Here is a 14,509-nt window from a genome sequence, read left to right as displayed (position 1 = left end):
CGGCTACAGGAGGAAGTCACTCGCGTGCAGGCTCTCCACCACGTTCTTGAGGGAGATCTGGAAGTCGGCCTTGCCGTCGCCGGTCACGTCGCCCTCCACGATCGTCGCACTGCCTGAGACGAGGGCGTGGAGCTGGCCCGCCTGCTTGCTGAAGGCGGCGTCGCCGATGAAGCTGAAAGGCTGATCGCCCGTCGCACCCGTCACGGCTTGGATCAGGTGCAGATCGATATGGTCGGCACCGATGGTGAAATCCGAGATCTGGTCCCGGTGCTCGGCGCCCACCGCGCTGTCCCTGACGGACTTGAACTGGAAGGTGTCGTCGCCCGCCCCGCCGAGGAGGACGTCGCGGCCGCGTCCGCCGATCAGCGCATCGTCCCCCGCGCCGCCCTTCAGCGTGTTCGCGGCGGCGTTGCCGGTGAGAACGTTGTCCCCGGTGTTGCCGGTGCCGTCGATCGCCGACGTGCCGGTGAGCGTGAGGTTCTCGATGAACTGGCCGCCGATGGAGAAGGACACGGAGGATTTGACGAGGTCGACGCCGTTCAAGCTCCGCTCGATGACGCGATCGCCGGAATTATCGACGATGTAGACGTCGTCACCATCGCCGCCCTTCATCGTATCGGCGCCGGTATAGCCATCGATGTAGTCGGAATACCGCGATCCGTTGATCGTGTCGTTCCCGGCGAAGATGTCCTTCAGCACGTATTGCGTGTCGTTGTGATCGAAGAATGTCTTCTCGTGGGCGACCGTCACGTCGATGCCGCGCAGCGTGCTGTAGAGGCCCGCGCCGTCGTCGTAATCGAGTGCCGTCGTCGTCCCCGATGTCGGGTCTCCGTTCCTCGCGTAAGTCAGATCGTGGCCTTGGACCAGGATGGCCGTGCGATCGTTGAAATCGAGCTCGTATCCGTTCGGGCCAGTATCGTAATAAAGTCCACCCGTCTTATCGAGGTGCCAGATATCCAGCGTTCGAAAATCGACCTTGTCGTAGACGCTGTACGTCGCCATCGTTTCCACCCGTGTTCGAGCAGCGATGTCTGGGCCTGACAGTGCCTATGGCCGGATCATCGCGTGGGGCGCTCGGTATCCGGGCCTAAGAGCGTTGTACATTCACACAATTGCGACGTGCCGGACCGGGACGAAGCCTCCTTCGACGTGGTCGCTCCGGTAAGATCGCAGGTAGGAGCCTGGCGATATCGACATGCATCTGAGCCATGGGTGGCGGCCTGAAGCATGGTTGCAATGGTAACGCTAAATATTTTTCGAGACGGCCGCGATCCCAGCTACGCTTAGCGGCCGTGTATCGGGTGATATCTACGGAACGCTTTGGCTTCCCTCGGAATTGAATGGGTCCGATGAGGGAGATTATCATGCGACATCAGCTGGCTACACTCGCCTTTGTGGCGATTCTTGGTTCGAGCGCGGCCTACGCGCAGACCACCGTGACCGGCAAGCCCGCCACCGACGCCGAGACGAGCGCCAAGTCCGGCGGCCAGGAATCCGTGACGCGGCCCAACACCGACAAGCCCGACGCGAACCGCCCCGCCACCACACAGGCGACAGCGGCCAACGCCAAGCTCGAAGAAGGCGCCAACAGCTTCACCGAGGGCCAGACCCGCAGCCGGCTCGAGCAGGCGGGCTACAAGGACGTCAAGGAACTCAAGAAGGACGACAAGGGCATCTGGCGCGGGGCGGCGACGCTCAACGGCAAGCCGGTCACCGTCGGCGTCGACTTCAAGGGCAACGTCGCGGCCAACTAGCCGCGTCCCTGAATCCGCCGGCCTGTCGATACAGTGAGAGGAACGATCCCATGGCATACCAGACCATTACGGCACTCTACGATTCCTACGACGATGCCGGTAAGGCTGTCGCCAAGCTCGAAGCGTCGGGCATCAGCCACAGCGACATCAGCATCGTCAGCAGCAACGAGAACGACCGGCATGCCGGACGCGTGACCACCGCCGATCATACTCGCACCGACACCGCCGAGACGGCATCGACGGGTGCCGGCACCGGAGCGGGCGTCGGTACGTTGCTGGGCGGCGCGGCCGGCCTCCTGACCGGGCTCGGCCTCCTCGCCATCCCGGGCGTCGGTCCCGTCGTCGCCGCCGGCTGGCTCGTCACCACCCTGGCCGGTGCCGGCATCGGTGCCGCGGCCGGTGGCCTCGTCGGCGGCCTGACCGGCGCGGGCTTGAGCGAAGCCGATGCCCATACCTACAGCGAGGGCGTGCGCCGGGGCGGTACCCTCGTGACCGTCAAGGCCGACGATGCCCGCGCGTCGCAGGTGATGGACGTGCTGGAAGAGCACGGTTCGGTGAACGTCACCGAGCGTGCCGAAGGTTGGAAGGCCGATGGCTGGACCGCGCCGACCACGACGCCCTCCGATGCCACCACGGTCCCCGGCGCCCGCCCTGGCGTGCGCTCCTACCCCACCGCGCCGCTGTAATTCCAGCACCGATCCCAAACGGAAAAAGCCGCCCGAAAGGGCGGCTTTTTTGTGCAGTCTCGATGAGGAGACTAGGCTTACTTGATCTTGGTTTCCTTGAAGTCGACATGCTTGCGCACGACGGGGTCGTACTTCTTCATGGACAGCTTCTCGGTCTGCGTCCGGGAGTTCTTCTTCGTGACGTAGAAGTAGCCGGTGTCGGCGGTCGAGATCAGCTTGACTTTAACGGTGACGGCCTTGGCCATGGCGCGGTGCTCCTGAAGGTGGCGGCATTCCGCTTGAGCGAAACGCAAAATGGCCGGCACGGACCGGCTGAATTCCGCGCGGTCATTGCCTCATCGGGCTCACTTCGTCAAGGCCGGGGCGGTTCTCCGAAGCCGCCACAGGACGAGGCCGGCATAGGCGACGAGCACGCCGCACATGGCATGGGCGAAGCCCTGGGGGGGCATCAGGTCCATGCCGCCGCCGATGATCGGCGGCCCGACCATCAGGCCGACATTGTAGAAGATCAGGAAAGCGGCATTCGCGCCGGCGAGCTCGGCCCCGCGCACGCTGGCCCCCAGATGGGCCAGGCCGACCGTGTAGAGCGTGCCGGTCAGGCCGCCCCAGATCAGCAGAAGGACGGCGAGCCAGAAAGGGGATGCCGACGCCGCCGGGATCAAGGCCGCGCCGATCGCACCGCCAAGGGCCGAGGCGAGGAGGAGGTGGCGGCGGTCGAACCGGTCGGCCAGGAGGCCGAACGGGATCTGGAACAGGACGTGGCCCAGCGCGAGCATGCTGACGAGCCCGGCCGCACTCTCCGCGTCGAGCCCGATCCGCAGGCCGTAGAGCGGCAGGATGGCGAATCCCCCGGTCTCGACGGCGCCGTAGACCAGGGCCGCGAAGATGGCGGCGGGCGCCAGCCGGACATAGCCGAGGACGCCTCGGCTGCTCTTTCCCTCGATCACCGGCGCCAGGCCGCGCGCCAGGGCGATGGGCACGGTCCCGAGGAGGAAGAGAGCCGCACCGGCGCAATACGGTGCGTAACCCTGGGTGCCGATGACGACGAGGAGGGTCGGACCCACCGCGAAGCCCAGCGCCAGCACCGTCGCGTAGATGCCCATGACGAGGCCGCGCCGGGCCGGGGGCGCGACCTCGTTGATCCAGAACTCGGACAGGACGAAGAGCACGCCCAGCGTCGCCGAGAAGACGAAGCGGAGGGGGAACCACCAGCGGATATCGTGGAGCAGCTTGAACCCGACGAGGGAGGCGGCGCCGACGCAGATCGCCACGATGAGAAAGCGCACGACGCCGATCCGGGCGGCCAGACGCGGTACGAACGGCACGGTGACGATGCTGGCGAGACCCGCCAGAGCCGTATTGATGCCGATGACCGTGCTCGTCACGCCCATACGCTCCATCTCGAGGGAGAGGAGCGGGATCGACAGGCTGAGGCCGATGCCGACCACCGCCACGCAGGTGATCGCGGCGCTCATCGCCGCCACATGCGCGCGATCGAGGGTGTCCGAGGCGGGGCGATCGAGCATGATCCAGGGCCGTTCCGAGGGATGCGCGAGAGGGCGCATGGAGGGTGAGGCTCTACGCCATCATCCCCCTTCCACGGAACCTGCCGGACGGCTGGGCCGGGCTGCGCACCCGGCCAGCCGGCGCTATCGTGCCGCCGATTTCAGGGGCTTCCCATCCTGCTTGGGTGCCTGGCGCTCCATCCTCTGGCCATCGCGCAGGTCGACGGGCGGGCTCAGGACGATCTGCTCGCCCCCGTCCAATCCCTGGTCGATCTCGATGGTGGTGCCGAGATCGCGCTGGATATGGACGCCGCGCCATTCCACCGTGCCGTCGTCGCGGGAGATCGCGACCTGGGTGCCGCGCTGATTGAACACCAGGCCCTCGGCCGGGATGACCGTGTTCCTTCCCGTCCGCGGCACCTTCAGCGTCACGTAGACGTAGAGGCCGGGCCGCAGGCTGCCGTCGCCATTAGGAACGTCCACCTGCGTGGTCAGGGTCCGGGACGAGGTCAGCAGGGCGACCGAGCTGCGCTCGACCTTGCCGGAGAAGGTCCGGTCCGGGATCTGCGGCACCTTGATCGTCGCGGCGACGCCCGGGCTTACCCCGACGGCGAGATTCTGGGGCACGTTGACGACCACGCGCAGGACGTCGTCCCGGTCCATGGACAGCAGGGCGGTGCCGGTGCCGTCGGCCTGGACGAGATCGCCGATATCGACGCTGCGGGCGGTCACGACACCGTCGAACGGGGCGATCACGTCCTTGAAGCCGGTCAGTGCCTTCAGGCGGTCCACGGTGGCGCGCTGCGCCTTGATGTTGGCCTCGGCCACCTTCACTCCCGCTTCCGCCGAGGCGAGGCTCGCGCCCTGGCTCAGGACGCTGGCCTGGGAATTGTCCGCGTTCTGCTTCGAGGCCCAGCCCTGCACGGCGAGGGTCGAGGTACGGCTGTTGGTGGCGGTGGCGAGATTCACGTTGGCTTTCGCCTGATCGACCATGGCCCTCGCCTGGAGCAGCTGGGCTTCGAGTTGGCCCACCTGCGCCTGGGCCTGCGCCAGCTGCTGGTCGAGATCGGGGGCGGCGATGCGGATGAGGATGTCGCCCTGCTTCACCCGCGTGCCGATATCGACCCGGCGCTCGGCGATGTAGCCCGTGGCACGGGCGAAGAGGGAGGCCCTGGCGAAGGCGTCGGTCTGTCCGGGCAGGGTGATGTCGATGGGCTGGTCGGCCCGCTCCACCGCGATGGTCCGCAGCTTCGGCACGAACTCCCTGGCCTTGCGCTGCGTCTCTTGCGCCGCGGCGGCCTTCTGCCAATGGCCGTAACCGCCCCAGCCGAGCAGGCCGACGGCGATGAGCCCGGCGATGAGGAACGGCCCCTTCCCCGGCGGCGGCGGGATCTCCGCCGGGCCTCGCCCGGACCCATCACTCGAACCATGAGCCGTCACCGTGCCGGACTTCTCATCGATCGCGTCACCAGGGCTGTTCCCGCTCATGCGTAATCCTGAAGCGGCTTGACCTCGCCCCGCCTGAGGAGGGTGTAGAGGAAGGGCACGAAGAGCAAGGTCGAGGGCGTGCCGATGGCGATGCCGCCCATCACGGCGCGGGCCAGCGCCGCGTTCTGCTCGCCGCCCTCCCCGGTGCCCAGCGCCATGGGGATAAGGCCAAGGAACATCGCGCCCGCCGTCATCAGCACCGGCCGCAGTCTCGTTTCACCCGCCAGCAACGCCGCTTCCGCCGCGCTGCATCCCGTCGCCTCCCGGTGCTCCTTGGCGAAGGTGACGAGGAGGATGGAATTGGCCGACGCGATCCCCACCGACATGATCGCCCCGAACAGCGACGGGATCGAGAAGGTCGTGCCGGTGATGAACAGGCTCGCGACGATCCCGCAGAAGGCGAGCGGGAGCGCCGCAAGCACCACGAGTGGGTCGCCCCAAGACTGGAAGTTCACGGCCATGAGCAGATAGACCGCCACCAGGGCGATGGAGAGGCCGATTCCCATGCGGAAGAAGGCCGATTGCATGTTCTCGATCTGCCCGCGCACGGTGATCTTGTCCGGAGCCGGCAGGGCCTTCTGCTCTTCCTCGACGATCCGGCGGATGTCTTTGGCCACCGAACCGAGATCGGAATCCTGCACCGCCGCGTAGATGTTGAAGGTCGGCTGCGTGTTGACGTGGTTGATCACGGTCTGCGACCCCTCGCGGCGCATGGTCGAGACGCTGGAGAGCAGCGTCAGCACGCCCGGCGCATCGGAATTGCCGCTGACGAGGAGCGGGGTGTTCTGGATCGCCGTGAGGCTGTCGTTGCGGTATTCCGGGGTCTGCACCCAGAGTTGGTAGGGGATGCCGGTCTTCGGGTCGGTCCAGAAGTTCGGCGTCACCTGGAAGGAGCCGGACAGGGAGACGTTGAGCCCTTGCGCGATCTGCTGCTCGGTGAGGCCGAGCTCGGAGGCGAGGCGCCGGTCGACATCGACGAAGAATTGCGGCGTGCCGACGATCTGGTGGAGATGGACGTCCACCGCCCCGCGCGTCTCCTTGAGGCGACGGACGATGTTCTGCGCGGCGGCGAGGTCCTTGGCGGTGTTGCGGCCCGAGACCTGGATGTCGATCTGCGCCAGCGTTCCGAAATTGAGGATCTGCGTGATGATGTCGGATGGCTGGAAATAGAAGATCAGGTCGGGGAAGCGCTCGCGCAGCACCTCGCGCAGGCGCTTGGTGTAGCCGGCGACCGAGCCGTGGCCCTCTTTCAGGTTGATGAGCATCTGTCCGTCGTTGTTGGCGACGAACGACCCGTCCGAGAAGGCGAAATTGTAGTTGTTCGCGGGCAGGCCGAGATTGTCGAGAACCTGGTCGATCTCGCCCTCGGGGATGACCTCGCGGACGACGGCCTGGACTTCGGCGAAGGTCTGCACCGCCGTCTCGATGCGCATGCCCGGCCGGGTGCGCAGATGCAGCGTCATCTGGCTCGATTCGACCTGCGGGAAGTAATCCTGGCCGACGAAGCCGAACAGGCCCGCCGTGCCCGCGAAGATCACCGCCACGGTGGCCAGCGTGACGACGCGGCGGCGCAGGACCACATGGAGCAGTCCGAGATAGCTACGGTGGAAGCGGGCGAACCGGGCTTCGAATCCCCGCCGGAACCAGCCCGCGAGGCGGAAGAGCGGCCCGAACAGCCATCCCAGCGCACGGGCGACGCGGCCCCTTCGCGGAGCCTGCCCGCCCTTGCCGTGATGCGCTTCGTATTCCCGTGCCACGAGCACGTCGATCAGCACCGGCACCAGGGTGCGGGACAGGACGTAGGAGGTCAGCATCGCGAAGACGACGGCGAGCGCCTGGGGCGTGAACAGGTATTTCGGCGTGTCCGTTAGGGCGAAGACCGAGACGAAGGCGGCACAGATCGAGAGTGTCGAGATCAGCGCGGGTTTGGCGATGCCGGCCGCGCCCTCCACCACGGATTTGCGGAACGGCTCCCCCTCCTCGAACAGCCGGTAGGTGTTCTCGATGGCCACCGTGGCGTCGTCCACGAGGATGCCCACCGCCAAGGCGAGTCCGCCCAGCGTCATGACGTTGATGGTCTCGCCCAGCGCCGTGAGGATCGCGAGCGAGGTCAGGATCGACAGCGGGATCGAGACGAGCACCACGATGGTGGAGCGCCAGGAGCCGAGGAACAGCAGGATGGTCAGGCCGGTGAGCGCGGCGGCGATGACCGCCTCGTGGATCACGCCCTCGATGGCGGCGGAGACGAAGACCGACTGATCGAACAATTCGCGTAGCGCCATGCCCTCGGGGGCGGCGGCGCGGATGTCCGGCAGGGCCTTCTTCACGTTGTTGACGACGTCGAGGGTCGAGGCGGTGCCGTTCTTGAAGATGCGCATCAGCACAGAGTTCAGGCCGTCGGCCCGCACGATGTTCACCTGCGGCGGGCCGCCGTCGCGGACATTGGCCACGTCGCGCACCAGCACCGGCTGTCCGCCGACCACCCGGATCGGCACCTGATTGAGCGCCTCGATGGCGTCCGGCGTGGCGTTGAGCTGGATCGGGTATTGCTGCTCGCCGATCTTGGCGAGGCCCGAGGGCACGGTGAGGTTCTGCGCCGTCATGGCGTTGGTGACGTCCAGCGCCGTCAGGCCCAGTGCGCGCAGGGCCTGGAGGTCGAGATCGACCATGATCTGGCGCGGCGTGCCGCCGAAGGGCGAGGGCAGCGTGGAGCCCGGCACCTGGGTCAGGCGCTGGCGGATGCGGTACTGCGCGTAATCGTAGACCTTGGTCAGGCTCTCGCTGGTGGAGGAGAGCGAGAGCTGGATCACCGGGACGGAGGAAGCCGAGAACCGCAGGACGATGGGCGGCTGCACGCCCGGCGGCATGGTCGAGCGGATCGAGTTCATCGCCGAGACGGTCTGGGCGATGGCGAGATCGATGCTCACCGACTGGTCGAAATAGACCTTCTGAATCGCCGTGCCCTGCAGCGTCGTCGATTCCATCCGGGCGATGTTGTTGACGTTGTTCGAGAGCGAGAACTCCGCATAGGTCGTGATGCGACGCTCCATTTCGGAGGTCGAAAGGCCGGTATAGGTCCACACCACCACGACCACCGGGATGTCCACGGTGGGCAGCACGTCCTTGGGCGCCACGATCACCGAGGCCGCTCCCCCGAGCATCATCAGCACGGCCAGCACGTAGATCGTGATGCGAAACTTCAGAGCATACTGGACGAGGCCCATACGGTATCCGCGCAAACCTGTTCGGGCTGGTGTACCACGTTCGTCGCATGCGACGAGGTGATCTGTAGCCGTGACGCCGCGACGCAAGCGGCGGACCGGGCCGGGATATTTGTTTCCGGATGTAACCGGTACGCGGAGACGCTCCGCCCAGGACCGCGCCTATTTCGCGGGTTTGGCCGGCACGTTGCGGCAGATGCCCTTGAGCGTCGTCCAGTCCGTCTCATCGAGAATGCGGCGGCCCACCGTCTCCGAGCCCGCCATCGCGCGGATGCGGTTGGCGCGTTCCACCGTGAAGGGATGGCTGCGGAGCAGGCCCGCGAACTCGGGCTTCTCGTCGTCCTTGGCGATGCGTTCGAGGATCGTCGCCAGCGCCGTCGCATCCCCGCCCGACCGGCGCATGACCTCCACCGAATAGGAATCCGCCGCGTTCTCGGCCTCACGCGAATAGCCGGCCGAGATGGCGGCCTGTCCCACCGCGACGACGATCGTGGAGCCGGTCAGGTCGCCCAGCACGAGACTGAGGAGGAACGAGCTTCCGCTCGCCGCCAGCAGAGCGCGCATGGGATCGTGCGCGGCGACATGGCCGAATTCGTGGGCCAGCACGCCGGCGAATTCGTCGGGCGTCCGGGACTGATCGATGAGGTCCGACAGGACGACGACCCGCCCACCGGGCAAGGTCAGGGCATTGGCGATGGCGTGCCGGCGGACGCTGATCGCCGGATCGACCGGCAGGCCGCCATTCGCCGTCATCCGCTCGATCAGCCGGTCGAGGACGGCCCGCGCCGGGGCATCGCCGCAGACCGGCGGGTCGCCCAGGATCTTGCCGATCTGCCCGTCCACCGCGCCGCCGAGCCGCGCTTCGATCGCCGCCGGGATGACGGGTGCCAGACGCACGGCAATGGCCGGGACACCGTAGATCGCCAGACCGATCACCGAGATCCCGGCCGCGATCGACCACAGGACGAGGCGCAGGCGACCGCCCGAGGCGGAGGAGTCGGTTCGGTACAGGTCCGGACAGCGATCCTTCAGCGCGGCGGCCAGAGTCTCGTCGGTGAAATCGACCCGCTCGGCACGTCCCGCCGGGCCGACCCGCATGAGCGGGGCGGCCGTGTCGCCCGCCGCGAGGTCGGCGAGTGTCCAGGCGAGGCGGAGGTCCCGCCCGGTGATCTCCAGGCTGTCCTCGAGGACCAGGGTCACGGGATGGGCCCTGGCGCTCAAGCCATCGTAGTACGTGCCGTGGACCGCTTGTGCCGGCACTAGAACCCCACTTCGAGGGCGCCGCCGACATCCAGCGCGTCGGCGAGGCCCTCGTTGAGGCCGCTGCCCACGCGCCGGCTCGACGCGAGCACGGCATCGAGGCCGCCGGCATTCTCGACCACCGTCGTGGTGGCGACCGCGGCCCAGAGCCGCGCCGTGATGACCCGGACATAGAGGACCGCGAAGAACAGCGCGCCGCCGAGATAGCCGAATGCCATGCCGAACAAGAGCGCCCAATGAAATCCGCTTTCCATGCCCTGCGCCTGGAGGAGCAGGCCGCCGCCGCCGATGACGAGGCCGAGGATCAGCACGAAGCCGATCACGGAGAGAAGGTAGACGAGATAGGGCCAGTAGAACTGGCGGGCCTTCAGGGTGGACGAAAGGCGCACGGGGCCGAGGCTGGCCGCGTTCATGAAGAGCCGTGTCTCCCGCGCCCGGTAGAAGGGGATAAGCAGCAGCCCGAGAGGAATGGTAATCCCCAGCGTCGTGAGGAAGAGCTCCCCGAACGTTGCGATGGGGGTGCCCTCGTAATCGCTGTTGAACTCCGTCTCGCCGGGTTTGCCCCCCTCCTTGGGGATGAACAGGTCGTCGGGGATGGTGAAATCGGCGGCCACGAGGAAGGCGATCAGCGCGGCGGCGATGGGCAGGAGCACCACCACGTAGAAGGCCAGCCAGGGCAGCAGCAGCGAGCGCCCGCGCGCGGTGGATTCCATCCGGCTCGACCCGATCAGGGTGTGATTGATCCGGTACCGCTCCAGGCTCGCGCGCATGAAGGGGAAGGCGAGGCCGAGGGTCAGAAGCGTCAGCAGCGACCAGCCGATAGCCATCAGCGCGTAGGTGATCGCCGATCCGTCCTGCCCGAGGCGGATGCCGCGCCACAGGGTGCGCGAGGCACGGTAGCGCCGGCCGCGATAGATCGCGAACTGGCCGAGGACGTAAAGGACGAGGAAGGACAGCACGCTGCCGAAGGCCGCGAGCCAGGGCGCGGAGATCGTCGCGATGAAGATCAGCACGTAGACGGGGATCAGGATGGCGACGGCGACGAGGAAGCCGAGGAACAGCTCCTTGCCGGTTCCGGTATATTCGCCCGGGCTGCCGTCGACGATTGTCCGGTTCCAGAAGTAGCGCCGCAACTCGGTGATGTACCAGAACCGGTAGATGCCGAAGGTGACGAGGGACAGGAGGAAGCCACGGACGGCGATGCCGGTGAGGCCCTTGAGTGTCCTGTCGAAGGTGATCGGGCCGGAGCGGTCCATCCCGGATCGCGTGTCGGTCATTGGCGGCTGCGACATGATACCTCCTCTCTCGGGAGGCGACATATAAGCCTATCGTCTCAGACGAGGCTACCCGCCGACGTGACTTTAGATCGGCCTGCTCTTGCCCGGATGAAGTACGGGGCCGCCGCCATTGTCACAAAGCCCCCGTCCGGTCTTCGAATGTCTGCCCGGAGACCTGTATTAAAAGCGTTTTCATCGCGTGATCGCGATGGAGGGGGAGATCTGTCTCACCGACTGTCGAATGATCGAAGGAGATCGCTCCGATCAGCAGCAGCGGAAACCATTCCGGTTACCGACACCGAACCGGGCATTCTCCCGGTTGCGGTAGAATTCCCGCTCGGTCATCGGCTCCTGGTCGGAATGGGTCCGGCGGATATGGGCGGCATAGGCTTCGTAATCGCCCTGCCCCACCATGAGGCGGGCGCCGTCACAGACGCATTTCGAGAAGGTCTTGAGCCGGTCCCGCAATTCCGTCGACGACAGCGCCATGGTTCTTACTCCGCCGGGACGGGGGACGGGCCGCCGCTCTCGAGCGCCGTCCAGCGGTCGGCCCTGTAGGCCTTCAGGCAGGCCTGGACGCCGAAGACGGCGATGGCCACCACGAGGCCGACGAACATGACGGCCAGCGCCGCGTCGATCCGGTCGTTGAAGACGATCTTGTGCATGTCGGCCATGTTCTTGGCCGGACCCAGCACCTTGCCCTCGGCGATCGCCGCCGAGAACCGGTCCGCATGGGACAGGAAGCCGATCTTGGGATCGGCCGAGAAGATCTTCTGCCAGCCCGCCGTGAGCGTGCAGATCAACAGCCAGACGGTGGGGATGACCGTGACGAAGGCGTAGCGCTCGCGCTTCATCTTGAAGATCACCACGGTGGCCAGCGTCAGCGCCACGGCCGCCAGCATCTGGTTCGAGATGCCGAACAGCGGCCACAGGGTGTAGATGCCGCCGAGCGGGTCGGTGACGCCCTGGTAGAGGAAGTAGCCCCAGGCCGAGACGCAGAGGGCCGTGGCCAGAATGCTGGGCGCCCAGGCCGAGGTGTCCTTGAAGGTCGGCGAGATCAGGCCGAGCAGGTCCTGCAGCATGAAGCGTCCCGCCCGCGTGCCGGCATCCACGGCGGTGAGGATGAACAGGGCCTCGAACAGGATCGCGAAGTGGTACCAGAAGGCCATCATCGTCTTGCCGCCGATGGCGGACGAGATGATGTGGGCCATGCCGACGGCGAGCGTCGGGGCGCCGCCGGTGCGCGAGATGATCGAGTGCTCGCCGACATCCTTGGCGGTCTGGGTGATCACATCGGCGGAGATCGGGAAGCCGAGATTGGTCACGGCGGCGGCCGCCGTCTCGGCGGAGGTGCCGAGCAGGGCGCCCGGGGAGTTCATGGTGAAGTAGATGCCCGGATCGATCACGCTCGCGGCGACCAGCGCCATGATCGCGACGAAGCTCTCCATGAGCATGCCGCCGTAGCCGATGAAGCGGGTGTCGGCTTCGTTGTCGATGAGTTTCGGGGTCGTTCCCGACGAAATCAGCGCGTGGAAGCCGGAGACGGCACCGCAGGCGATGGTGATGAACAGGAACGGGAAGAGGGAGCCCGCCCAGACCGGGCCGGTGCCGTCGACGAACTTCGTCATGGCCGGCATCTGCAGATGCGGTGCGACCACGACGATGCCGAGAGCGAGGCCGATGATGGTGCCGATCTTGAGGAAGGTCGAGAGGTAGTCGCGCGGGGCGAGCAGGAGCCAGACCGGCAGGATCGAGGCGACGAAGCCGTAGCCGATCAGCATCCAGGTGAGCTGTGTGCCGGTGAAGGTGAAGGCCGGGCCCCAGACCGGGTGTTCGTTGATCTGGCCGCCGCCGATGATGGCGGCCATGAGCAGGATGAAGCCGAGGATCGACACTTCGCCGATCTTGCCCGGCCGGATGAAGCGCGCGTAGAGGCCCATCAGGATCGCGATCGGGATCGTGGCCGCCACCGTGAAGGTGCCCCAGGGGCTCTCGGCCAGCGCCTTGACCACGATCATCGCCAGCACTGCGAGCAGGATCACCATGATCATGAAGGTGCCGAACAGCGCGATCACGCCGGGGATCACGCCGAGCTCGGCCCGGATCAGCTCACCGAGGGAGCGCCCGTCGCGGCGCATGGAGATGAACAGGATCATGAAGTCCTGCACCGCGCCCGCGAGCACGACGCCCGCCAGGATCCAGAGCATGCCGGGCAGGTAGCCCATCTGCGCGGCCAGGACCGGGCCGACGAGGGGACCCGCGCCCGCGATCGCCGCGAAATGGTGGCCGAACAGGACGGTCTTGTTGGTGGGGACGTAGTCGAGCCCGTCGTTGTGACGGTGGGCCGGGGTCTTGCGGCTCGGATCGAGCTGCATCACCTTGTCGGAGATGTAGAGCGAGTAATAGCGGTAGGCGATGAGATAGACGCAGACCGCGGCCACGACGATCCACAGGGCGTTGATCGATTCGCCGCGGCTGGTGGCGACGATCGCCAGGGCCGCCGCGCCCAACGCACCCACAAGGGCCCACGGCCCGTGCTTCTGTATAGCACCCATCGACGTCTCGCTCCCGCGACCCGTCCTTGATGGCGGATCGTCAGGTTTCTTCTCGCTCAAAAATTCTTTCGGGGCCAGAGAGAAAAATACAAAGGCGCGGACGATGTCAGTCCGTGACGATCACACGGTTGGGCAACTCGTCGATATCCCCCGCCCGACGCGGCAAATGCTTGGTGAGGACCGCGCCGATCCCCTCCACGGCGGAGACGAGACCGTCGGCCGCCGCGCCCCGTCGAAGGGACGACAGCAGCGCGTCGATGGCCGACGACCACGCCGCCGGGGAAATCCGGGAGGCGATGCCCGAATCGGCGACGATCTCCGCATGGCCCTCGGCGACGGCGAGGTAGATCAGGATGCCCGTGCGTCCGCGCGTCCGGGCCAATCCGCGGGCGGTGAACTCCCGCGATGCCGCTTCGTGCGCCCGTGCCCGTCGGATCGAGCGTGGAACGAGGAGAAGGCGGGCTCGCGGATGGGCGGCCGCGGCGAGCGCCGCGAGGACGATGGCGGCCTGCGCCAGGGCGATCGAGGCGGCGCTCCACGGGGTGAGCAGGATCAGCGGCCAGGGCGCCGCGAGCCCGAGGGCCAAAGCCGGCACCAAAGCGGCGGACCGGTAGAGGCCGGCGCGGGCGGCCACGAGAACGACGATTTCCGCCGACGTGGTCGATTCCGCCGTGGCGATCGCGTCGGCGATGCGCGTCCTGTCGGTGTCGCTCAGCATCCTACCAATCCCCGGAGGCTCCGCCCCCTCCCGATGAGCCGCCAC

The 14,509-nt window shown here is 66.9% G+C and carries 12 protein-coding genes; 2 read left to right on the top strand and 10 right to left on the bottom strand.

All coding sequences use genetic code 11. The features are described from left to right. Positions 1-3: 3 nt before the first annotated feature. Positions 4-1,002 carry a M10 family metallopeptidase C-terminal domain-containing protein gene (locus MBTS_RS06905; RefSeq protein WP_056146171.1) on the bottom strand — a complete coding sequence of 333 codons (999 nt, stop codon included), beginning with the start codon at positions 1,000-1,002 and terminating at the stop codon, positions 4-6. Positions 1,003-1,364: 362 nt separating this feature from the next. Here MBTS_RS06905 and MBTS_RS06900 point away from each other — a divergent pair, with 362 nt between their 5' ends. Both MBTS_RS06900 and MBTS_RS06895 read left to right on the top strand, forming a co-directional pair. Continuing rightward, a complete protein-coding gene (locus tag MBTS_RS06900; protein WP_018044573.1) occupies positions 1,365-1,754 on the top strand; it encodes a hypothetical protein in 390 nt (129 codons plus the stop codon). A 50-nt stretch (positions 1,755-1,804) separates the two neighbouring features. Next, positions 1,805-2,440 (top strand): general stress protein, encoded by a 636-nt coding sequence (locus MBTS_RS06895; RefSeq protein ID WP_192215295.1) that lies wholly within the window; start codon positions 1,805-1,807, stop codon positions 2,438-2,440. A 77-nt stretch (positions 2,441-2,517) separates the two neighbouring features. Here the strand turns inward: MBTS_RS06895 and rpmG are convergent, their stop codons facing one another. The 9 genes from rpmG to MBTS_RS06850 form a co-directional block, all read right to left on the bottom strand. Then, positions 2,518-2,685: a 50S ribosomal protein L33 gene (rpmG, locus tag MBTS_RS06890; RefSeq protein ID WP_018044575.1), complete on the bottom strand. Its 168-nt coding sequence runs from the start codon at positions 2,683-2,685 to the stop codon at positions 2,518-2,520. Between the two features lie 99 nt (positions 2,686-2,784). Continuing rightward, on the bottom strand, positions 2,785-3,966 hold the full coding sequence (locus MBTS_RS06885) for an MFS transporter (RefSeq protein ID WP_147829554.1): 1,182 nt from the start codon (positions 3,964-3,966) through the stop codon (positions 2,785-2,787). 123 nt (positions 3,967-4,089) lie between these two features. Continuing rightward, positions 4,090-5,433, bottom strand: a complete 1,344-nt coding sequence (locus MBTS_RS06880; protein ID WP_187273309.1) for an efflux RND transporter periplasmic adaptor subunit — start codon at positions 5,431-5,433, stop codon at positions 4,090-4,092. Continuing rightward, complete coding sequence (locus MBTS_RS06875; RefSeq protein ID WP_192215294.1) at positions 5,430-8,657, bottom strand: efflux RND transporter permease subunit; 3,228 nt, start codon at positions 8,655-8,657, stop codon at positions 5,430-5,432. Before MBTS_RS06875 ends, MBTS_RS06880 begins: the two co-directional genes overlap by 4 nt. Positions 8,658-8,816: 159 nt before the next feature. After that, positions 8,817-9,914 (bottom strand): M48 family metallopeptidase, encoded by a 1,098-nt coding sequence (locus tag MBTS_RS06870; RefSeq protein WP_056146160.1) that lies wholly within the window; start codon positions 9,912-9,914, stop codon positions 8,817-8,819. Then, positions 9,914-11,206 (bottom strand): YjgN family protein, encoded by a 1,293-nt coding sequence (locus tag MBTS_RS06865; protein WP_238253797.1) that lies wholly within the window; start codon positions 11,204-11,206, stop codon positions 9,914-9,916. Before MBTS_RS06865 ends, MBTS_RS06870 begins: the two co-directional genes overlap by 1 nt. A gap of 249 nt (positions 11,207-11,455) precedes the next feature. After that, positions 11,456-11,680 carry a YbdD/YjiX family protein gene (locus MBTS_RS06860; protein ID WP_147829550.1) on the bottom strand — a complete coding sequence of 75 codons (225 nt, stop codon included), beginning with the start codon at positions 11,678-11,680 and terminating at the stop codon, positions 11,456-11,458. A gap of 5 nt (positions 11,681-11,685) precedes the next feature. Next, positions 11,686-13,746, bottom strand: coding sequence for a carbon starvation CstA family protein (locus MBTS_RS06855; protein ID WP_056146156.1), 2,061 nt, complete (start codon positions 13,744-13,746; stop codon positions 11,686-11,688). Positions 13,747-13,852: 106 nt separating this feature from the next. Beyond that, positions 13,853-14,464, bottom strand: a complete 612-nt coding sequence (locus tag MBTS_RS06850) for a TPM domain-containing protein (RefSeq protein ID WP_147829548.1) — start codon at positions 14,462-14,464, stop codon at positions 13,853-13,855. Positions 14,465-14,509: the final 45 nt, after the last annotated feature.

Origin of the sequence: Methylobacterium bullatum, assembly GCF_014845095.1 — a bacterium.
Classification (GTDB): Bacteria; Pseudomonadota; Alphaproteobacteria; order Rhizobiales; family Beijerinckiaceae; genus Methylobacterium; species Methylobacterium bullatum.
This window is presented reverse-complemented; position numbering and strand designations above follow the sequence as displayed.